This window comes from Gordoniibacillus kamchatkensis (genome assembly GCF_000829455.1).
Taxonomy (GTDB): domain Bacteria; phylum Bacillota; class Bacilli; order Paenibacillales; family NBRC-103111; genus Gordoniibacillus; species Gordoniibacillus kamchatkensis.
In genome coordinates this window covers 1-22,027 of the sequence record NZ_JXAK01000015.1, presented here as the reverse complement: position 1 = coordinate 22,027, position 22,027 = coordinate 1, and the positions used below count along the sequence as shown (strand labels likewise).

The window sequence follows — 22,027 nt, the reverse complement described above, 5'->3', positions numbered from 1 at the left end:
ATAAATGCGGGAGGCAGCGATGACCACAGCATACAACAAGGAGCCGTCGATTGGAATTCGGGGGAGGGATCAAGATGTATGCCGCGGCTATGCGGCCATCGGAACGGTTCTGCAATCGCGACTGCAAAACAATACTAAGTCCGTTGTTGTCATTGAGTGCTATCCGGGTGTTCGGCAGCAGGAAATTATGGAGGGGCTCCGGCCTTATCTCCATCCGACTGACGTCATCGAGGCAGAAGCTGCAGCAATAGATGCCGCCAAGATTAACGGCATGGTTGAGCGTTACCTGACGGATGATCGTGTGTTCGGTTACATGGCGCCGTTTCATATTGAAGAAATGTACGATCCGCACAAACTCGCAAAGCTCAGAGAGCGGGTGGAGGCGGTTCCCGAGGGGACGGTCATCGTGATCGGCTTCGGCGCCTCACTTGTAACTCACGGCGACCTGCTTGTGTACGCGGACTTGGCCCGCTGGGAGATCCAGCTTCGCTACCGGTCGAAGGAGTTCGGCAATTGGCTGGCGCATAACGAAGACGAGGATATGCTGAGAAAATACAAGCGGGGCTATTTTCATGAGTGGCGCATGGCGGATCGTTTGAAACGTTCGTTGTTTCAACGGATCGACTATTATCTCGACACCAATGCGCAGAACGATCCGAAGCTGGCGTTATGGGACGCTGTGCTGGACGGGATGGAACAGATTTCGCGGCAGCCGTTTCGGCTTGTGCCGTATTTTGATCCTGGCGTCTGGGGCGGAATATGGCTCGAGAGCAAGCTATTTTTACCGAACAAAGAGCATCCGTATGCATGGGGCTTCGACGGTGTGCCGGAGGAGAACAGCTTGTATCTGGATTTCGGTTCGGTCCGGATGGAAGTGCCGGCGATTAATCTCGTATTCCTGCAACCGAAGTCGCTGCTCGGGGAGCGAGTGTACTCGCGTTTCGGTGCGGAGTTCCCGATCCGCTTCGATTTCCTGGATACGATGGGCGGGCAGCATCTAAGCCTGCAAGTCCACCCAACGACCGATTATATTCAAACTCGATTCGGCATGCCCTATACGCAGGACGAAAGCTACTACATCCTGGACGCCAAGCCTGGAGCTCAAGTGTATTTGGGCCTCAAGGAGGGCGTGGCTCCGGAGCAGATGCTGAACGACTTGCGGAAAGCCGAGCGGGGAGGCGGTTCGTTTCCGGCTGAACAGTATGTGAACGTTTTTCCGGCTTCCAAGCACGATCACTTCTTAATTCCCGCGGGTACGGTTCATTGCTCGGGAAGCGATTGTATGGTGCTTGAGATTAGCGCGACGCCGTATATTTTCACCTTTAAGTTATGGGATTGGGATCGGCTCGGTCTGGACGGCAAGCCCCGTCCGGTTCACCTGGACCATGGCGCCCAGGTCATTCAATGGGATCGAACGACGTCCTGGGTTGAACGGGAGTTAGTGGGCCGGGTGGAACTGGTGGCCGAAGGCAACGGCTGGCGGGAGGAGCGAACCGGTCTGCACGAATTCGAATTCATCGAAACGCGCCGCCACTGGTTCTCCGAGCCTGTGCTCCACACCGGCAACGGAAGCGTTCAAATGCTGAATCTCGTTGAGGGTGAAGAGGCCGTCGTGGAAAGCCCGGACGGCATGTTCGAGCCGTTCGTTGTGCATTATGCGGAGACCTTTATCATCCCGGCTTCCATCGAGCGTTTTGTCATCAGACCTAGCGGGCCGAGCGTCGGTCGGACCATCGCGACGATTAAGGCGTTTGTCAAAGGCTGACAAACAACTTCTTGCGGAGGGATCGGGGATGAAGAAAGGAATTTACCTGGCTTTCGACGTCGGAGGTACGTCTATTCAGGCGGGAGCGATCGATGCCTCGGGGCGGCTCTTGGAGCACACTCTCTCCCATTACGAGTCAATGGCGAACGGGGAGGCAGATGAAATCTTCGGCCATTTTGTCCGTACGGCTGCCGATGTGCTGCAAAAGGCGGATCCCGACGGCACCGAACAGATTGCCGGCATCGGTTACGCCTTTCCTGGACCGTTCGATTATGAGCGAGGAATCAGTTATATTCGAGGGTTGAATAAATTCGAGGCCCTGTACGGGATGCGCGTTGGCGATCGGCTGCTCTGCGGGATGAGGACAAACAGCGGAATAGCCGATAGGCTCCAAGCGAAGCCCCTGGTGCGCTTCGCGAACGACGCCGCTCTGTTCGCGATGGGAGAAGCGCATTATGGACAAGCGGCAATGTATCGGCGGGCCGTCTGTCTTACGCTTGGAACCGGAATCGGTTCGGGATTTGTAGAGACCGGCCGCTTGATTCGGCAGCGAGACGACGTTCCGGAGAACGGCTGGGTGTATCATCTGCCGTACCGCTCCAGCGTCGTTGACGATTACGTTTCGCGGCGCGGGATACTTGAACTTGCCCGTGAAATGGGAATAAAGCTGCAAGGTCAAGACGTGAAAGGACTTGCCGAAGCGGCTCGCCGGGGGGATGAGGACTCGATCCGGCTGTTCGATACATTCGGCAGCCGGATGGCGGAAGCCTGGAGACGGCGTTAAAGGCTTTCAGTCCCGACATCGTCGTGCTCGGCGGTCAAATTTCCAAAAGCGGAGAACTATTCGTTCCCGGCTTTCGCCAAGGACTGCTTCAAAGAGGAATTCATGCTTACGTCGTCATTAGCGACGATACGCAGCGAAGTACATTCCTTGGCATTTATCATATGTTGCAAGACCATTAGGAAGGTGATTCCGATGAACGCAGATCATAAGTCTCCATATAGCGAGCAAGAACTCTCAAATAGGATCGGCCGCAATATCGAATTCGTATACGGGCAAGAGAAGGCTTCCGCCATTATCGGTCAAATCCGTCGTTTGCTTGAGCGCTATTCGGAATCGCTGAAGGCGGAACCTAAACGCTGGGTATCGGAAAAGGACGTCATGCTTATTACCTACGGCGATTCGATCCGAAGCGGCGGTGAGGTGCCGCTGCAGACACTCGGGCACTTTTTGCAGCGTCATTGCAAGGGGATATTGTCGGCAGTACATATACTCCCCTTCTATCCGTATTCTTCCGACGACGGCTTCTCGGTCATCGATTATCGCGAGGTCAACCCCGAACTGGGAAATTGGGAGGATATCACGGAGCTGTCGCATCACTTTGATTTGATGTTTGACGGGGTAATCAATCATATCTCTCAGCACAGCCGCTGGTTTCAAGAATATTTGGCGGGAAATACGGTATATGCGGGCTATTTTGTCGAAGCCGATCCCAATGCCGATTACAGCAGCGTGACGCGTCCGCGCGCTTTGCCGCTGCTGACCAAGTTCAATACCCCTGCAGGAGAAAAAAGCATCTGGACAACATTCAGCGACGATCAGATCGATTTGAACTATGCCAACGAGAAGGTGCTTCTTGAAATATTGGACATCCTCCTCATGTATGCGGCACGGGGAGCTCGTTACATTCGTCTGGACGCCATCGGTTTTATGTGGAAGAAGCTTGGGACGACCTGCATGCACTTGGAAGAAACTCATGCAATTGTACAAGTGATACGGGAAGTATTGGAAAGTGCCACCCCGGACACCATTATAATTACCGAGACGAATGTTCCTCATAAGGACAACATCAGTTATTTTGGTAATGGCTCCAACGAAGCGCACATGGTGTATCAATTCCCGCTGCCGCCGCTAACCCTGCATACGCTTCACACCGGCAACAGCAGCAAACTTCTGGCTTGGGCCGATGCGCTTGAACCCACATCAGAAGAGACGGCTTTCTTCAATTTCCTTGCGTCGCACGACGGGATCGGTGTGCGCCCGGTGGAAGGGATCCTGACCAAGGATGAAGTGAACGCCATGGCCCGGAAGGTGCAGGAGCACGGCGGGTTTATCTCTTATAAAGATAACGGGGACGGAACGAAAAGCCCCTACGAGTTAAATGTTAACTATTTAAATGCCCTTTCCCATCCTCAGGATCCGGATGAACTGAAGGTGAAGCGGTTTATCGCAGCCCATGCTATTCTCTTGTCCTTTATGGGAATGCCGGCGATTTACGTTCACAGCTTGTTCGGATCTCAGAACGATCTTGAGGGCGTAAAGGCAACCGGACGTTACCGATCCATTAACCGGAAGCGATTGCAATACGATGAGCTGCAGTTCGAGCTGGAACGGGAAGGTTCTCTCCGCCAGCAGGTGTTTCATTCCCTGAAAACATTAATCGAGGTTCGGGCCGGCGAGCCGAGCTTCCACCCCAATGCCTCGCAGAAGGTCCTAAAGTGCGATGATAGGCTGTTCACGATCGTGCGAAAGTCGTCGGAAGGCGGGCATGTTCTCGTGCTTGTGAACATTACCAACGATCCGGTACAGTTGCTCTGCCCGCTTATCGACACGGGGTGGATGAACGGGGGAACTGCGGTCGATTTGCTTTCAGGCAAATCCTTCAACTTGGAAAATTCCCTTCGGTTGTCGTTGGAGCCTTATCAAGTAATGTGGATCAAAAGGCTTGAGGGAGGTGATGGAAAATGAAGATCGTCATTTCCCCGGACTGTTTCCAAGCGTCATTGCCGGGGAGATATGATCCTGCCTTCAAGTGACGGATTCCTGCAATCTTGATCTTCAATTGGCAGCCTGCCGCTTCATGGGAAACCGCTTTCGGAACGGATTGCAGATTGACAGAACCTATGTTTCAAACGAATCCAATCGTATCGCCCTTATGCCATCATTGAGGAGGTCATCCAATGAACAAAAAGTTAGGGTTAATTTCAATCGCAGGTTTAATGGGACTGATGACGGCGTGCAGCAGTCCAAATACGAACAACGGAGCTGCAGCAACACCGGCGGCCCAACCAAAATCGGATGCATCGGCACCGGCGCAAAGCAGCGGTAAAGTGACGAACATCAGCATGCAGATTGCTTGGGCAAGCGATTCCGGCAGAGGCAAAGCGATCCAGGAAATGATCAACCAGTTCGAGAAGGAAAATCCGGACGTCAAGGTGCAGCTGCTCGGAGGCGTACAGACCGGACAGAAGCTGCTGACGCAAATTTTAAGCGGAAAGTCGCCGGAAGTGCTTCAGGTTGCTTACGGCGATGCCAAACCGCTGGCCGCTCAAGGAGCGTTCGTCGACTTAACGAAGGACTTCGGGGCCGAGAAAGCGAATTACATGCCGCAAATTTGGAGTTTGGCCGAAGATAACGGCAAACTGATGGGGATGCCGTGGCTCGGCCATACGATCCAGATCATTTACAACAAAAACTTGTTTGCGAAAGCCGGAATCAAAGAACCGCCGAAAACATGGGATGAGCTCTATGCAGACGCCAAAAAGCTAACGGTCGATACGAACGGCGACGGAAAGCCGGATCAATTCGGGATCGGGTTGGCAGGCAAGCAGAGCGGCGACTTGGCGTGGATGTACGATTTGTTTGCAGGTCAAGCCGGGGCCAAGCTCGTAACCCAAAATAACGGTAAGTATGAAGTGGCCATTAATTCCCCTGAAGGCATTAAAGCGCTGGAGTTCTATACGAAGCTGTTGAAAGAAACCTCGCCTCCGGATTCGCTCAATAAAGACGGAGGAGCGATTCAGACGGATTTCGGAAACCAGGTCGTAGCGATGGAAATGTCCGGACCTTGGGGAGTTGGTACAGCTTGGAAAACAAACGGCGCATTCGAGGCTGGTGTGGCCGAAGTTCCGACCGGTCCCGCAGGCAAGGCGACTGAGGTTACCACGTACCTTCTCTCCGTTCCTACCGGGGTTACAGGCGACAAACTGGCCGCTTCCGAGAAGCTCATCAAGTTTTTGTGCTCCAAGCCGGGCCAAGAAATGGTGATGAAGGGCGAAAAGGGAGACGACGGCAAATACTATCCGTACCGTATGCCGATTCGCAAAGATATGGGGGATACGCAATTCTATAAAGATCACCCTGAATTCAACGTGTTTATGAAGGGCATCGAGTATCCGATGACGCTATATCCGATTCCGCAATGGGCACAAATTAGCGATGAAGTTTACACCAGCGCATTAAATCAGGCTGTGTCCGGGAAAATTTCCGCCGCAGATGCCTTGAAGATGGTTCAGGATAAAGGCAACGCGATCATTAAGAATTCCAAGTAAACAAGAGGGGAGCGCCCCGCAGTCCCGGGGGCTCCCTATTTCTTAAGGGGGAGCTGCCGTGAAGTTGGTAAGAAGCAAGCTTGGGGATCTTAACGCGTATTTATTTCTATTGCCTTCGATCGTCGTTCTAGGTCTCTTTTTGATTTATCCCATCATTTGGTCCGTCATCGTCAGCTTCAAGGATATTAAACCGATTGCTCTTAAAACTGCCGGTTTATTCGAGATTCCCGGCTCTTTCGTCGGCTTCGACAATTACGCGGCGGCGCTTCATAATCCGTTATTTTTTAAAGCGGTTTTCAATACAGCTTATTTTGGCGTTCTATTTATTCCCCTTTCCGTGTTTGGATCCGTGTTTCTTGCCATGCTTGTCAATCAGAAACTTAAGGGCGTTAATTTTGTCAGATCCATTTTCTTTATTCCTTATATTATCTCAATTGTTAGCGGAAGCCTGATCTTCATGTTTTTATTTAATGGGGACAAAGGATTGGTAAATGCCTTGCTTCAGAAGCTCGGTTTGACAGGTCCCAACTGGTTGGCCAATGCGGTCTGGGCGATGCCGGTCATTGTGTTAATGTCATGCTGGAGAAATATCGGGTATTACATGATCATTTATTTGTCAGGTTTACAAAATATCCCAAAAGATCTTTATGAAGTAGCCGATGTGGAAGGCGCCACCAAAATTCAAAAATTCCGGTATATCACTTGGCCATTGCTAAGTCGTATATCGTTAGTCGTTATGATTTTGCTATTGATTCATTCGCTTAACGTATTTCAGGAGATTTACATCATGACGGGAGGCGGCCCTGGGGATTCTACGATTACGGTCCCATTCCTCATCTATAACAGGGCGTTCAAATATTACGAGTTCGGTCCTGCAGCCGCGATGTCTTACCTGCTGTTCATCTTTGTCGTAGGCATAACGATCATTCAAAGAAAACTTGTCGAGAGAAGATTAGGCTAGGGGGGTGAAGGAATGAAACGCAGTAATGTACTGTCCACAGTCATTCTCTGGGCAATCGGAATCTTATTCCTGATACCGGTTTATTGGGTGTTGGCATCGAGTCTGAAAGGCGACTTGGAGATTACGAGATTTCCGCCTACTTTTTTTCCCGAGACGTTGGTTTGGCAAAACTACCCCGACATTTGGGACAAGCTCAAGATCAGCGTCACCTTTACGAACTCGCTGCTCGTGGCGGTTCCGACCGTTACCCTGACGGTGCTGTTCTCCAGCATGGCCGGGTACGCCTTTTCCAAAAAGCGGTTTCTGGGCAGGGATGCCATGTTCTCCGGTTTGATCGCGACGATGATCGTACCGCCGACCGTGTTGCTCTTGCCGCTCTATTTCATTATTACGAAGCTGGGCATGTTCGATTCGCTGCTCGGTTTGATCCTGCCTTTCTCCGTGACCGTGTTTGCCATATTTTTTACGAAGCAGTACATCGACGACATCCCGGATGAAATGCTCGAGGCCGCCAAAATAGACGGATCGGGAGATTTCCGCACGTTTACTCAAATCGTTGTTCCCCTGATTCGTCCGGCAATAACGGCGCTTGTAATCATCGATTTCGTGCAAAACTGGAACTCGTTCACCATGCCGTTGGTCTTGCTGCAAAGCGAAGCGAACTACACCTTGCCGCTTAAGCTGGCCGTGATGCTTCAGAATTCGGATAACATCCCGTGGTCCAAAATTTTGGCGGCGAATGTCATGTCCTTACTTCCGGCGCTGGCCGTTTTTTTAGTGCTTCAAAAGCAATTTGTCAACGGTTTGATGGCGGGAGCGGTGAAAGGGTAGAAGGGAGCAGATCATATGAAACGCAAATATAAAATCGCTTGTCTCGGCGATTCGATGACCGCTTTCTGGGGATCGGAGATGCCTGAGTTAAGAGACTCGCTGGAGCGGGAATTTCCTGAGCAGCCGTTTGAGCTGTTTAACTACGGGGTAAGCGGCACCCGCGCGGAATACGGGATTTACCGCGTCACGCACGATTTCCCGAATCCGTTCGGAGCCGGCTCGCAAAAATGCCTTTCGTCCGTCAGCCCCGATCTGGTCGTGGTCGAGTCGTTCGCATACAATCATCGGCTGGACGGGAAGCATCGCATCGGAAATTATCATAACGTCTTGCGCCGGATGTTTGATGTGCTGCGTGCCACGACTCCTGCGGAGCTCGTCTTCCTCATTACCATTCCGCCGGATATGGATCATTTCCTCGACCATGTTCCGACGTACCGGGATGTGGCGCTGGAATTAAGGCAGGAATGGGCCGCATACAGCGAGATGTATCTGCAAGCCGCTGCAGAGTTTGCAGACAATGAAAATGTGCCATGCATCAATGTGTTTGAGCGCGTCAGAGATAAGGTGGGGAAGGGCGTCCCGATCAGCTGGTTTATCGATCAAAATGACCATATCCATCCCAGCCGCTACGCTTATGAGCTCATTGCGGAAGAAATCGCGGGAACGATCCGCCGTCTTGACCTAATCAAATAAATTACCTTCAGCGGAGCAGGGAGATCGACTCATGCCAAATAACAAGAAGACTCAGCCGGAACAGTGGACAAGAGGGATTTTTTTCGGTAAGAAAACGTATGCGGATACTCCTCTCCTGACGTTCGAGGAAGCTCGCAGCCGTTTGCCGGATCCTATATTCGACAAACGTCCGGATTATATCGAATGCTACTGGCGGACATGGGAAATTGCTTATCGCAATACCCATGTGCCGACGCCGGAAAGCGGCTTTGTCAGCAATTTCGTCGACGCGGCATTCAGCGATAATATCTTTTTGTGGGACACTGCCTTTATCACCATGTTTTGCAACCTGGCCCATCCGTATATCCCGGGCATCCGTTCTCTAGATAACTTTTACTGCAAGCAGCTTGACGACGGCGAGATCTCCCGCCAATATGCGAGGGAGACGGGCAAAGATTTATATAAATGGGTGAACGCCGACCGAAAACCGCTGCATTCTTTCTTCCATAATCACTACAAACATAGGGGGCTCGCGCAAATTAACGACCTCGACTATGAAGCGATGCTCAAGCCGGACTTGGGCCGCGTCGTGGAACATCCGCCTTACATGAGGCTGGACGCATTGAATCACCCTATCGCAGCTTGGGCGGAGCTGGAAAGCTTCAAGCATACGGGGGACAGAGATCGTCTGGAGTTGGTATGGGAACCGCTGGTCCGTTATTATAATGCGCTGAGGTATCACCTTTACAATCACTACGGCTTGTTCGTCACCGATTGGGCCAGCATGGACAACTCGCCGCGCAACAAGTATTTGGGGAGCGGGGTTGATATCAGTTGCGAGATGGTGCTCTTCGCTCGAAATTTGGTTGAGATAGCAAGTATCCTGGTCGATAAAAAGATTGGAGAAGGGGCTGTTGCCGAGGCGAAACGTCTGTCCGGTCAGGTCGCCACATTGGTCAAAGACGCGCAAACCTTTACCGATTCCATCAACGAGCTTATGTGGGATCCTCAATCGGGGTTTTATTACGACATTACGAATGAGGGGCGGCGCGCTCCCGTCAAAACGATTGCCGCTTATTGGGCGCTTCTGGCCGGAGTTGCCGACGAAATGCAAGCGGCCAAGCTCGCCGAATGGTTGAACGATCCGAACACCTTCAACCGGAAACATCGCGTTCCGGTTTGCGCCGCCGACGAGCCGGGATATGATCCGCAGGGCGGGTATTGGAAGGGGTCTGTCTGGGCTCCGACCAACACGATGGTGATTCGCGGTTTGGAGAAATACGGGTATCACGGGTTGGCGAGAGAAATCGCGCTCAACCACCTTGATAATGTCGTGAAAGTCTATCAAGCTACCGGTACGATATGGGAAAATTATCCTCCCGATTCCATCGACTCGGGAAATGCCGACAAGAAAGATTTCGTTGGTTGGTCCGGCATCTCGCCGACGCTTTATTTGCTGGAACACGCCATCGGTCTTAAGGGTGATGCCGTTGCCAATGAATTGTCGTGGAGGCTTGAACCCGGCATGGGGACGGTAGGCTGCAGACGGTATTGGTTTGCGGGTAAGACTGTGGATCTGTTAGCAACAGAGGAGACCGACGGCTCGTATCGAATCCGTGTCTCCAGCGATGCCCCGTTGACAGTCAATATTCGTTGCGGCGGGAAAGAACATAAGGCGGAAATCGACGAAACCGCGGAATTCCGGATTCATTAGTCCCTGCATACTCGTCATTGAAGAGCCTCTTTGGAACGCGTTTCGTTTCATGCTGCCAAAGTTCAGGCTCTTTTCCATCTTGGGCTGGATATTGTGATGCCGCCTCGAGCCAAGGGCAGCTTGGTCAAAATAGCAGGCTGTTCCGTTTTGGGAAGAAATATGGAAGCTTAGCCCGCCCGATACCGCCGCCGGAACGCCGTCGGCTTCTCGCCCGCGTAACGCGCGAAGCAGCGGACAAAGTACGGAAACGAGCCGAACCCGGTTTGCTCGGCGATGGCGCCGACCGGCTCGTTCGTATGGATCAGAAGCTGCTTCGCCTGTTCGATCCGGTGCCGGGTCAAATAGTCGTGCGGCGTGCAGCCAAACGCCTTTTTCATGCAGAGCGCAATATAGTTAGGGTGAAAATGGAGCGCTTCCGCCAGCTGCTTGTAGCTGACGCTCTCTTTGTACCGCTGCCGCAGCCAGGCGGCGGCCCGTTCGGCGACCAGCAAATGGTGCGCCAGCTCCGTTCGCCCGCCCTCTTCCTGCAATTGCAATAGCAAGTCGTGAAACAGCTGCTGCTGTCTCCAGCGGGCGCCGGAGGCCGGATCGTCGTGGAGCTGCAGCAGCTCGTTCATTTTGCGGAAGACGTCTTCTTGCGCCAGAAGCGCCCCCGTCTTCGCCACGTAGAAAGCGAACTGCTCGATTTGGGCATAAGGCTGGCCCGACCTTGCGCCGTCGTCCGCCAGCTTCTCGCTAACCTCGAACCATTCGCCCACCGTTTGAAAATGAACCCAATAAAAATGCGTCTCCTCCCGGCAAGGCATCGCCGTCCGGTGCGAGCGGTCAGGCATAAGGATCAAGTATTCGCCCGGTCCTACGGCGTATGACTGCCCGTCTTCCTCCAGAAACAAGCAGCCGCGGGTGACGATGAGCAAATCGAATACGCCGATATTGGAGCGGCTTGCATGCTTGCCTCCGATCGGATACGTATCTTCACCGCCAACCGTAAAATGAGGCAGAGGCGGACAAATGAACTGCAGCATGGAGAACACCCCTTTTCTTCACATTAGATTCGACAATTGTTTTCGGTTACCTTCCCGTATGAAGCTGATTTTGTTGCTTTGTCATGTTGCGAATGGATAAAAATAGGTTGCTTTTGGTGCTCTTGGGGATGCGTTCCAACGTGGTACATTGGGTACAGCAACGAACCCCATTCAAGGAGTGATTAGCTATGACCGTATCGCTAAAGCAACCCGTTTTTGAGCCGCTTCCGCTCGGCGCCATTAAGCCGGCCGGGTGGCTGCTTGGCCAGCTGCGCATCCAGGCGAACGGCTTGACCGGCCACCTGGAAGAGCATTGGGCGGATGTCGGGCCCGACAACGGCTGGATCGGAGGCAAGGGCGAGAGCTGGGAACGCGGGCCGTATTACGTCGACGGCTTGCTGCCGCTCGCTTATTTGCTCGGCGACGAGAAGCTTATCGCCAAAGCGAACCGCTGGGTGGAGTGGTCGCTGGCGAGCCAGAAGGAGAACGGCGATTTCGGGCCGGGGCGGATCGAAACCGTCAACAACGACGTCGACAAGCAGCAGGACTGGTGGCATTTCATGATTATGCTGAAGGTGCTGACGCAGCATGCGGAAGCGACGGGCGACGAGCGGATCGTGCCGTTCCTGGAGCGGTACTTCCGCTACGTGCGCGGGACAATCGAACAGCGTCCGCTGCAAGGCTGGGCGAAAGTTCGCGGCGCGGAGATGCTGCTGTCCATTTTCTGGCTCCACGAGCGCACGCAGGACAGCTCGCTGCTCGAGCTGGCGCGCATTGTAGCGAGCCAGACGACCGATTGGACGACGATCTATCACGACTTCCCGTTTTGGCGGAAAGTGAAGGAGTGGGACTGGCGGACGCATGTCGTCAATGTCGCGATGGGGCTGAAAACGCCGGCCATGATGTATCGCTTGAGCGGCGACGAGCGGGAGCATGCGGCGGTGCACCGCGGCATCGACAGCCTGATGACGTATCACGGACAAGCTCACGGCATGTTCTCGGGCGACGAATGGCTGTCCGGCACGCACCCGAGCCAAGGCGTCGAGCTGTGTGCGGTCGTCGAATACATGTTTACTATGGAGCAGCTGGCGAAAGTGTTCGGAGAGGGGCGGTACGGGGACATTCTCGAAAAGGTCGCCTTCAACGCTTTGCCAGCCGCCATAACCGCAGATTGGACGGCGCATCAATACGACCAGCAGGTGAATCAGATTATGTGCAACGTCGCGCCGCGCCCATGGAGCAACGGACCGGAAGCAAACTTGTTCGGGCTTGAGCCCAACTTCGGCTGCTGTACGGCGAACATGCACCAGGGCTGGCCGAAGCTAGCCGCCAATCTCTGGATGGGAGACGGGGCGGGAGGCCTCGCCGCCGTCAGCTACGCGCCTTGCACCGTTCGCGCCACTGTAGGCTCTGGGGCAAAGCTTGAGCTGGACGTAAGCGGCGAGTACCCGTTCCTCGAGCAAATCGGTTTGTCTCTCCGCCTCAGCCGCACGGAACGGTTCGCCTTGCGGCTGCGCATTCCGGCATGGTGTACGAATCCGCAGCTCACGGTCAACGGGGAGCGGATCGTTTTGCCCGAAGCCGAGCGCGGTTATGTTGCAGCCCTTCGCGAATGGTCGGACGGCGACAAGGCGGTGCTGGAGCTGCCGATGGAGGTTCGCACCTCGTCCCGCCATTTGCATGCGGTCAGCGTCGAGCGGGGGCCGCTCGTGTACGTGCTGCCGATTCGGGAAAGCTGGCAGCTGCTGCGGGAGCGGGAACGTTTTCACGACTGGGAAGTATACCCGGCCTCGCCATGGAAATACGGGCTGGAGGAAGGCACGGAGTTTGCGGTGCAGGTGAGCGATGATGTGCCTGCGCAGCCGTTCGAGTCGCAGCATGCGCCGGTGCGGCTAACGGCGACAGGCCGGCTTGTGCGCAACTGGAAAATGGAGAAAAACAACGCAGGAACGCCGCCTCTCAATCCGGACGTCGCCGGGCAACCGGCCGTCAAGCTGGAGCTTGTGCCTTACGGCAGCGCCCGGCTGCGGATCGGGGAATTCCCGCTCATTCGGCAGCATTACGATAAACTATGATAGGAACTGGATCCTCCGCAGCCTTTCCGTATAAGGCGAGGGGGATTTTGTTTGTTGGATCGGAACGTTAAGGCTTTCATAAAAATTTTCCACTCGGGGATATACTCTTGGTTGCTTGCCAAGCGAGTGAGTCCCGCTGGGCTAAATGCGCAACCCTAGAAGATCGCTCGTGTTCGAAAATTTAAGGTGGAGCTGGGCTTGTCGGTAATGAGGCATTGCGGGCTGGCGGTGGAGAAGACAAACTGGCCGGCTTAGTTCCGCTTCGATGGGCATAGTTGTTTTTTTTGTTCTGTTTCGATAAGCTGGGTTGTTTTGTTGAAATGACGGGTTGTTATCGGTTGAAAGAATGGGTTCGCAATCTGCTGAAAGAACGGGTTCGTTATACAGCGTTATGCTGGGCGCTATTAGGAGCCGATTTGACGGAATGAACGCGCAGAGACCGAGTATTCCATGAATAGCGACGAAAATTCGCATAGAGCGACTTTAGGGGCGCTAACGTCTTGTTTTTTCATTTTGACTTAAAATCTGCGCCCGTAAAGTCTCTATTCAGCGAACACGGGCTTTATTGCGTCGGTTAGCAACGATTGCTCGGATTCAGGGTCCCAATTAGGGGGAGGATGGACCCAACTTATGGAGAAGATGGCTATGTTTTTTCAAAATTGAGCATAAGCTGCGCCTATACTTAGCTGATTCCGCCGCTAGGCAGTAAGCCTCAGGTGGAACAGTGAGCAATGTGCCTTTAATGCCACACGGCCAGTCTAACCCTGGTAATCACAATACTTCCAACGGCCGATGGACGCCGTTACGCTTGTCGCGGGAGGCAAAGCTATAACGGCGGAATCCGAATCGCCACCGCAGCGCAACCTATGATACGATAATTGCACGATCACTCTTTTCGGGGATGTGAAGGCAAGGAATGTATCATGTGCTGATTGTCGATGACGAGCCGTTCGCGGTTCGCGCAGTCGTGCAGGGGCTCGATTGGGAAGCGCTGGGTTTCGGCAAAGTGTTCAGCGCTCTGGATGCGGACGAAGCGATGGAGAAGCTGCAGAGCGAGCGCATCGACCTGATGATTTGCGATATCGAGATGCCGGGCATGAACGGGCTTGAGCTGGTCGAATGGGCGACGGACCATTATCCGGCGGTGGAGACGATTTTCTTGACAGGCCACGCCGATTTCTCTTTCGCCCAGCAGGCGATCGGACTCGGCAGCTTCGACTACTTGCTGAAGCCGGTCAAGCGCGACAAGCTGGCTGAAGTCGTGGCCAAAGCGGTGGACAAAATCAAGCGGCAGGAAGAGGCGCGCGAGTTCTACACCCAATACCGGAGCTACGTCAAGCTGTGGGAAGCGCACAAGCCGGTTCTCGTCGAGCGGTTCTGGCAAGATGTGCTGGCGGAACGGTTTGTTCCGACCGAGGCCAATTTGCGCGAGTCGCTGTCCGCCGCCAATATGGCGGTTGAGCCGGATACGCCGGTGCTGCCGATTTTGCTTTCGGTCGACCGCTGGCATAAGGAATTCGACGAACGGGACGAGGAAATTATGGAATATGCGCTGCGCAATGCGGCGTCGGAATTTTTGTACCCGGGCTTGCAGAGCGATATTGTGCGCGACAGGCGCGGGCTCAACGTGGCGCTGCTGTATGCCGGAGACGCTGCGGCGTTTCCGCGCCGGGAAGCGCTTGCCGTGGCTTGCCGCGACTATATCGCGGCGTGCGAGCGGTATTTTTACTGTACGCTTTCGTGCTACATCGGGGAGGCGGCGCCGATCGACCGTCTCGCCGCGCAGTGCCACAGCCTGATCGAGATCGAGCATGATAACGTGGCCGCGGCGGGGACCGTTATCGTCGCGGAGCTGCGCCGGGAAGCGGAGGCGCACGCAGCGGGCGGAGCCGGCAAAGAGGCCAGAAAGAAAATGGCGCTTCCCGCCGACCGGGACGACTGGGTCGTTCTGTTCGAGTCCGGCCGCAAGGACGAGCTTCTGCGCCGGCTGGAGACGATGCTGGCGGCATTGCAACGGGAGAAGGCGGATGCGGAGGCGCTCGAAGGGGCGTACCATTTTGTGCTGCATTTGCTGTACCATGTGGCCCATAAGCACGGTTTGTCGGTGAAAGAGCTGATGGGAGGCAAGAAACGGCCTGACGACATTACTGCGGCGAAGTCTATTTCGCAACTCCGGGCTTGGGCGACGCGGCTCATCGCAGCCGCATGCGACGCACTGGAGCAGCAAGAGCGCCAAGGCTCGGCTGTGGTGGAGAAGGTGAAGCGCTACATCGACGACCATCTTCAGACAGTGACGAGGGAAGAGCTCGCGGCCCACGTCTATTTAAACCCGGCCTACTTGTCGCGCCTCTTCAAGAAGGAGACCGGCCAGTCGCTCGTCGACTACATTATCCACTCGAAAATTAACCGGGCGAAGCTGCTGCTCACCGAATCGAACCGCAAAATCAGCGATATCGGCGAATCGCTCGGCTACGACAATTTTTCCCACTTCGGCAAAACGTTCAAAAAATCGGTCGGCCTCACCCCGCAACAATACCGCAAACGATTCCAAGGGCTCGGCGAATCACAATAACGTCAATTCGGTCATACTTGTCGATAGCGTCAGCGGCGGCGGCTCCGTTACAATCGTCATAGTGCAGGGGTGTGCGGCATCCGGCGACAAGGCGACGATCAAAGCTGAAAGGACGGGGGAACCATTTGACGACTCGAGGGAGTGAAGCGCATTCCGCGCCTTCGATGCCGGCGCCGGATGCGGTCTGGGTGCAGACGGACGAGGCCGAGGGATGGACAGAAATGACGCGCAGCGGCGATGTATGGGAAGTCGCGGGAGCAGCCGTAACGGTCGCGCCGGGCGAGGCGGGCACCGCGGTTGCGCTGGAGGCGCCCGGCGCCAGCGTGCGGCGGGTGAAGCTGCGCTGGCGGCAGCAGCTTGGAGCCGGCGTGCGCATTTTGAACGATCATTGGGAGCGGAGCTACGGCGATCTCGAATGGCGCGGTATCGTGCCGGAGCGGGTGCTGCCGTGGTATTGGCTCGCCTATGACGGCGTCCGTACCGACGGGTACGGCGTCCGCACCGGCGCCGTTGCGTTTTGCTTCTGGCAAGCCGACGAGACCGGCATCAGCCTATGGCTGGACGTGCGGTGCGGAGGCGTCGGAGTCCGCCTGGGCGGACGGCGGCTGGAAGCGGCGACGATCGTACGTCGCAGCGGAGCGGAGAGCGAGACGCCGTTCGCGGCGGCCGCGGCTCTGTGCCGCATGCTGTGCGATAGGCCGCTGCTGCCCGCCGGGCCTGTGTACGGCGGCAACAACTGGTACTACGCCTACGGCGACAGCTCTCACGATAACATTGTCGCCGACGCGGCGTTTATGGCAGCGCTGTCATCCGCGCCGCAGGCGCCCTTATATGGTCATCGACGACGGCTGGCAGTGCGAGCATGACGGCCCTTATAACGGCGGCCCGTGGCATGCCGGCAACGGCAAGTTTCCGGACATGCCCGGACTTGCCGCGCGGATGCGCGGCGAAGGTACGCTGCCCGGCATCTGGTGCCGGCCGCTCCTGACGAAGCTGCCGGTTCCTTCGTCGTGGCTGCTGCCAAACAGCAGATTTGCCGCGAGCGACCGCGGGCGGTATCTCGATCCGAGCGTACCGGAGGCGCTGCAGCTCGTTGCCGACGACATCGCCCGCTTCCGGGCGTGGGGCTACGACCTGGTGAAATACGACTTCACTACGTACGACATCCTCGGACGGTGGGGCTTTCAAATGGGCGGGCAGCTGACGAACGGCGGCTGGCGGTTTGCGGACGGAGCGAGAACGACAGCGGAAATTATCGCGGCGCTGTACCGCACGATCCGCGAGGCTGCCGGGCCGATGATGCTCATCGGCTGCAACACGGTAGGTCATCTTGCCGCGGGGCACGTCGAGCTGCAGCGCACCGGCGACGATACGAGCGGCCGCGTTTGGGAACGGACGCGAAAATACGGCGTCAATACGCTCGCATTCCGGATGCCGCAGCACGGAGCTTTTTTTGCGGTTGACGCCGATTGCGTCGGATTGACGCGAGACATTCCATGGCGGCATAATGCGCAATGGCTGGACGCTCTCGCCGGCAGCGGCACACCGCTGTTCGTTTCGGCGGCGCGCGATGCGGTGGGGGCCGAGCAGGAAAGGGCGCTGCGGGAAGCGTTCAGGATCGCCTCGCGGCCGCAGTCGGCCAGCGAGCCGCTGGACTGGCTCGATACGACGTGCCCGCGGCTGTGGCGGTGCGGCGAAGAGACGCGTCGGTACGATTGGACCGGAGCGGACGGAATCGGCGCTTTCGAATAAAAGAAGGGAGCTTCATTTATGGCGAGCAAAGGATTGGAACAACGCGCGATACCGCGCATGAATACGAAGGTCACGTTCATCGGCTTCGGGGCGCTTGAAATCGGCCGCGACTGGGGATTTGGCGACGAAGAGGCGGCGCGCCGCCCGGGTGAGGACGAGGCGGGCAAAGTCCTCAACGCCGTGCTGGACGCCGGCATTACGCTCATCGATACGGCCCCGGCCTACCACCGCAGCGAGGAACGGATCGGGCGCTTCGTGTCGCACCGCCGCAGCGAATACGTGCTCGCGACCAAATGCGGCGAGCATAGCGACGAGCCGCGCACGTATTACGACTTCTCGTACAAAGCGGTGAAACAGTCGATCGACCGCAGCTTGCAGCTGCTGCAAACGGACGTTATCGACGTCATGCAAATTCATTTTGGCCCGGGCCCCGAGCAGGTGCTGGAGCGGGGAGAGACGGTGGCGGCGATGAAGGATGCGCGGAAGGAAGGCAAAATCCGCTTCCTCGGCGCCTCGATCGACCGTGAGCTGGCCCGGCGCTCCATCGAAAGCGGCGACTTCGACGTGCTGCAAATGAACTACAACTTGCTGGATCGCGAAAACGAAGACAACATCCGCCTCGCGCACGAGCGCGGCATCGGCGTTTTTATTCGCGGCGGGCTCGGCATGGGCAAGCTGTCGCCGAAAGTCGTGCATCATCTCGATGCCGAGATGCGCGACAAGGACAAAGTGCTGAAGCTGCTGGAGCTCGTCCGTTACGACGGGGCGGCGCTAGGGGCGCTCGCGCTCGAGTTTCTGTACCGCAACCCCGGAGTCAGTTCGGTGCTGGTAGGCTCGAAAAAGCTGGAGCACGTGCTGCACAACTTGCGGATGCTCGAGACGCCCGTCAGCGAAAGCTTGTACGAGCAGGCGAACCGCATCGCGCTCGGGATGGAGGCATCATAAAGGCATGAGGATCACCGTTAATGCGAATGAGGAGGGCTGTTCGGCATGACGATGACGATTAGACAAGCGATCGATACGATGATGGCGCAAATTCCCGGCGCGTCGCGGGAAGGCTCGGTCGATACGGTCAAATGCGGCGATGCGTCGCAGCCGCTGACCGGCATAGTTACGGCGTTTACCGTCACGCATCGCGTCATGCGCGAGGCGGCGTCGCTCGGCGCCAACCTGATCATTACGCACGAGCCGACGTACTACAACCATCACGACCGTACCGACGGTTTGGCCGGCGATCCGGTCTACGAAACGAAGCGCCGCACGCTCGAAGAGCTTGGCTTAACCGTATGGCGGTTCCACGATTATTGGCACGCCCATCGGCCGGACGGCATTTTGACCGGCGTTGCGCGGAAGCTCGGCTGGGAGCCGTATTTGGACTTAGGTCGTCCGGCGATGGCCGTCGTGCCGGCGACGACGCTGCGCTCGCTGGCGCTGGAGCTGAAGCATAAGCTGGCTTTGCCGTTCGTGCGTATCGCCGGCGACCCGGAGATGGCGTGCCGCCAGATCGGGATGCTGCTGGGCGCCGTAGGGGCGGAAAGGCAGATCGACTATTTGCGCCGCGACGATGTCGACGCAGTCGTCTGCGGCGAGACGGCCGAGTGGCAGACGTGCGAATATGTGCGCGATGCATGCGCCGGCGGCCGGCCGCGGGGGCTCGTCGTGCTCGGCCACTGCGGCAGCGAGGATGAAGGGATGCGGTACTTGGCCGACTGGCTGCGGCCGCTTCTGCCTGCTGTCCCGATTGCCCATATCTCCTCCGGTGATCCGCTCACTCTGCTTGCATAGTTTGGAAGAAGCGCGCCTCAACCCGATATGATACGATACAGCTATAAGCGTACAAGGAGGCGGGGCGCGTGCACAAACATTCGCTCAGATTCAAGCTCGTTTCCGGTTTTTTGCTCATTCTTGTGCCGCTCGCGCTGTTTTTATTTTACAACAATTACGAAGCGATGCGGATCGTGCGGGAGGAAGTGTCGCAGTCGATCGGCACCGCGCTTTCGCTCCACGTCTCGGAAATCGACAAATCGCTGGAAGAGACGGATTATTATTTGCTCAGGCAAATAACCTCCGATGCTTCGTACCCATATCTCGTCACGCTTTGGCTGTATCCGGCCGAAAGCGGGGACTATTTTCTGGCCAAGCAAACGATGCTGAACAAGATGAAAGACGATATCAACACCTACAAAATCGTCGACACCTTGTTCGTCTACAACGCCAAAAATGATGACCTGATCGCGACGCAGCGCACGTATGAGACGAATCGGCGCAATGAAGAGCTCGTTCGACAGTTTATGAAGCAAAGCGACGCCACGCGGGTGCGCGACTGGCTGCCTGCATCGTACAATGGCAAAAACTATCTCGTCAGAGTGGAGAAGGCGACGGATACGGAAATTTGGGTCGGGGCCATCGTCGACGTGGAGCCGATGCTGGCGCCGCTGCAGACTCTCGATTTCGGGGCGCACTGGAAATCGGTCCTGCTCACGTCCGCAGGAAAGCCGCTCACGCAAACGAACGTATCGGCTTCAGGCTTGCAGGAAATCCGCCGCCAGCTGCAGCAAGGCATAAGCGGATACCGGGTGTTCCGCGACGGCTCCGGGAGCGAATCGTACTTGCTCACCGGCGCGAACTTCCGGTTCGCTCCGCTCAGCCTCGCCGCGCTCGTCCCCGAAAAGGAAAAGCTGCAGCAGCTCCCTTTTTTCCAGCGGGTGATCGTGCTCATCCCGATCGGCGCCCTCGTCGTGCTCGTTTGTTACTCGTATTTCTTGAAACGGGTGCTGCTCGTGCCGATGAATGCGCTCATTGTCGGCATGCGCAGAATGATGATGGGCAATTTCGATATTCGGCTCAAAGTGAACAACTCGACGGAGCTCAAGTTTTTGATCGAAACGTTCAATACGATGGTTTCGCAAATCCGCAATTTGAAAATCAACGTGTACGAGGAGAAGCTGAAAGCGCAGGAAGCCGAATTCAAGCATTTGCAGGCGCAAATCAACCCGCACTTTTATTTGAATTCGCTCAACGTCATTCACAGCTTGTCCTTGCTCGGCGAAAACCGGCTCGTCGAACGGATGGCCGAGCATCTCGCCGACTATTTTCGCTTTATAACGCGCTCCCACCGCGAATCGATCACGCTCGAGGAAGAGCTGGAGCATATCCGCAACTATCTCGACATTCAGGCGCTCCGTTTTCACGACAAGCTGGCGTACAACATCGACTTGCCCGAGCAATTCCGGTCATGCCGGGTGTTGCCGCTGTCGCTGCAGCCTTTTGTCGAGAACGCTATCGTTCACGGGATGGATAAAGGGAAGTCGGTTTTCCGCGTCGATATTGCGGTAAGAGCGGCTGCAGAGGGCGGGAACTGCATGGAGGTGGAAATCGCCGACAACGGGAAAGGGTTTCCGCCGGAGCTGCTGGCGCGGTTCCGGAGCGGCGACTTCGGCACGGGAACGACGAAAGGGCGGCTCGGCATATGGAACGTGCTGAACCGGCTGCGCATGAAGTTCGGCGACGCGTGAGCATTGCGTTCGAGAACGGCAGCGAGAAGGGGGCCGTCGTCCGGCTGCAGCTGCCGCAGCACTTTCATGAGCTGGAGGACGAAGGAGAAGGGTAAGCGTCTTTAAGCTGTGAAAAAAGCGACTTTGACAGCCTGTCCGGCTGTGCAAGGTCGCTTTTTTGTTGCGTGGAAGTTCGCTTTTCCGTACCCTGCGAGATACCGTGCTGGAACGCTTCGGTTATAGCGAGATCTTATAAAAATGCTGGAAGAGGCGTCCGCTCGAGTAAACGCGTCCGCGCTCGCAACGCCGCATGGAAAAACATGACGCTCGGCCGAATGGCGGGCCAGTGATACGTTACACACAGAAGTCACAATATCGTCAATGAGGTCATTTCCGTTCGTATTTTCGTGCTGTAAGCGTTTTTATAATAAAGGTACAGCAAGCGTTTAAGAAACGATCATTGCAGCGAGAAAAGAGGTAGCCGGCATGGAGCGGAGGAAGAGCGAAAAAAGAACGACGTTGCTGCGAAGGTTGCGAAAAGACAGGTTTTTGCTCCTGATGGTGCTGCCCGGGGCGTTATACTTGCTGATCAACAATTACTTGCCGATGTTCGGCACGATCATCGCGTTCAAAAAAATCAATTACTCGAAAGGCATATGGGGCAGCGACTGGATCGGCTTCAAAAATTTCGAGTATTTGTTTAAAACCCCGGACGCCTGGACGATTACGCGCAACACGATTTTGTACAATCTCGTGTTTATCGTTTCGACGCTGGTCACCGCCGTGCTGTTCGCCGTCATGCTGAACGAGCTGCGCAACCGGCTCTCCCCCCCC

The 22,027-nt window shown here is 55.9% G+C and carries 16 protein-coding genes and 1 pseudogene; 16 read left to right on the top strand and 1 reads right to left on the bottom strand.

Annotated elements, in window-relative coordinates; genetic code table 11:
* Nucleotides 1-19 precede the first annotated feature (19 nt).
* The 8 genes from SD70_RS10460 to SD70_RS10425 all read left to right on the top strand — a co-directional run bounded on the left by SD70_RS10460 (nucleotide 20) and on the right by SD70_RS10425 (nucleotide 10,275).
* Nucleotides 20-1,765, top strand: coding sequence for a class I mannose-6-phosphate isomerase (locus SD70_RS10460; RefSeq protein WP_041047522.1), 1,746 nt, complete (start codon nucleotides 20-22; stop codon nucleotides 1,763-1,765).
* Nucleotides 1,766-1,793: 28 nt separating this feature from the next.
* The gene (locus SD70_RS10455) at nucleotides 1,794-2,549 is read left to right on the top strand and encodes an ROK family protein (protein ID WP_041047521.1); all 756 of its coding nucleotides are present in this window, start codon (nucleotides 1,794-1,796) and stop codon (nucleotides 2,547-2,549) included.
* Nucleotides 2,550-2,741: 192 nt separating this feature from the next.
* On the top strand, nucleotides 2,742-4,514 hold the full coding sequence (locus SD70_RS10450) for a sugar phosphorylase (protein WP_052487272.1): 1,773 nt from the start codon (nucleotides 2,742-2,744) through the stop codon (nucleotides 4,512-4,514).
* A 212-nt stretch (nucleotides 4,515-4,726) separates the two neighbouring features.
* Complete coding sequence (locus SD70_RS10445; protein ID WP_041047520.1) at nucleotides 4,727-6,097, top strand: ABC transporter substrate-binding protein; 1,371 nt, start codon at nucleotides 4,727-4,729, stop codon at nucleotides 6,095-6,097.
* 58 nt (nucleotides 6,098-6,155) lie between these two features.
* The gene (locus tag SD70_RS10440; RefSeq protein WP_052487271.1) at nucleotides 6,156-7,058 is read left to right on the top strand and encodes a carbohydrate ABC transporter permease; all 903 of its coding nucleotides are present in this window, start codon (nucleotides 6,156-6,158) and stop codon (nucleotides 7,056-7,058) included.
* A 12-nt stretch (nucleotides 7,059-7,070) separates the two neighbouring features.
* The gene (locus SD70_RS10435; protein WP_052487270.1) at nucleotides 7,071-7,889 is read left to right on the top strand and encodes a carbohydrate ABC transporter permease; all 819 of its coding nucleotides are present in this window, start codon (nucleotides 7,071-7,073) and stop codon (nucleotides 7,887-7,889) included.
* 15 nt (nucleotides 7,890-7,904) lie between these two features.
* Nucleotides 7,905-8,582 (top strand): SGNH/GDSL hydrolase family protein, encoded by a 678-nt coding sequence (locus tag SD70_RS10430; RefSeq protein WP_041047519.1) that lies wholly within the window; start codon nucleotides 7,905-7,907, stop codon nucleotides 8,580-8,582.
* A gap of 31 nt (nucleotides 8,583-8,613) precedes the next feature.
* Nucleotides 8,614-10,275: an MGH1-like glycoside hydrolase domain-containing protein gene (locus SD70_RS10425; RefSeq protein ID WP_052487269.1), complete on the top strand. Its 1,662-nt coding sequence runs from the start codon at nucleotides 8,614-8,616 to the stop codon at nucleotides 10,273-10,275.
* A gap of 167 nt (nucleotides 10,276-10,442) precedes the next feature.
* Here the strand turns inward: SD70_RS10425 and SD70_RS10420 are convergent, their stop codons facing one another.
* A complete protein-coding gene (locus tag SD70_RS10420; protein WP_041047518.1) occupies nucleotides 10,443-11,300 on the bottom strand; it encodes a helix-turn-helix transcriptional regulator in 858 nt (285 codons plus the stop codon).
* 188 nt (nucleotides 11,301-11,488) lie between these two features.
* Here SD70_RS10420 and SD70_RS10415 point away from each other — a divergent pair, with 188 nt between their 5' ends.
* From SD70_RS10415 to SD70_RS10385, 8 genes and pseudogenes are all read left to right on the top strand, one after another.
* The gene (locus SD70_RS10415; protein ID WP_041047517.1) at nucleotides 11,489-13,375 is read left to right on the top strand and encodes a beta-L-arabinofuranosidase domain-containing protein; all 1,887 of its coding nucleotides are present in this window, start codon (nucleotides 11,489-11,491) and stop codon (nucleotides 13,373-13,375) included.
* A gap of 925 nt (nucleotides 13,376-14,300) precedes the next feature.
* On the top strand, nucleotides 14,301-15,947 hold the full coding sequence (locus SD70_RS10410) for a response regulator (protein WP_197080987.1): 1,647 nt from the start codon (nucleotides 14,301-14,303) through the stop codon (nucleotides 15,945-15,947).
* A gap of 125 nt (nucleotides 15,948-16,072) precedes the next feature.
* Nucleotides 16,073-16,813 carry a hypothetical protein gene (locus tag SD70_RS35945; protein WP_156157968.1) on the top strand — a complete coding sequence of 247 codons (741 nt, stop codon included), beginning with the start codon at nucleotides 16,073-16,075 and terminating at the stop codon, nucleotides 16,811-16,813.
* A complete protein-coding gene (locus tag SD70_RS35940; protein WP_156157967.1) occupies nucleotides 16,779-17,699 on the top strand; it encodes a hypothetical protein in 921 nt (306 codons plus the stop codon). Before SD70_RS35945 ends, SD70_RS35940 begins: the two co-directional genes overlap by 35 nt.
* Before the next feature lie 18 nt (nucleotides 17,700-17,717).
* Nucleotides 17,718-18,644: an aldo/keto reductase gene (locus SD70_RS10400; protein ID WP_041047515.1), complete on the top strand. Its 927-nt coding sequence runs from the start codon at nucleotides 17,718-17,720 to the stop codon at nucleotides 18,642-18,644.
* A 45-nt stretch (nucleotides 18,645-18,689) separates the two neighbouring features.
* A complete protein-coding gene (locus SD70_RS10395; RefSeq protein WP_041047514.1) occupies nucleotides 18,690-19,484 on the top strand; it encodes a Nif3-like dinuclear metal center hexameric protein in 795 nt (264 codons plus the stop codon).
* 68 nt (nucleotides 19,485-19,552) lie between these two features.
* Nucleotides 19,553-21,214 carry a sensor histidine kinase gene (locus tag SD70_RS10390; protein WP_041047513.1) on the top strand — a complete coding sequence of 554 codons (1,662 nt, stop codon included), beginning with the start codon at nucleotides 19,553-19,555 and terminating at the stop codon, nucleotides 21,212-21,214.
* A gap of 465 nt (nucleotides 21,215-21,679) precedes the next feature.
* Nucleotides 21,680-22,027 (top strand): annotated as a pseudogene (locus SD70_RS10385) (sugar ABC transporter permease); the annotation flags it as partial.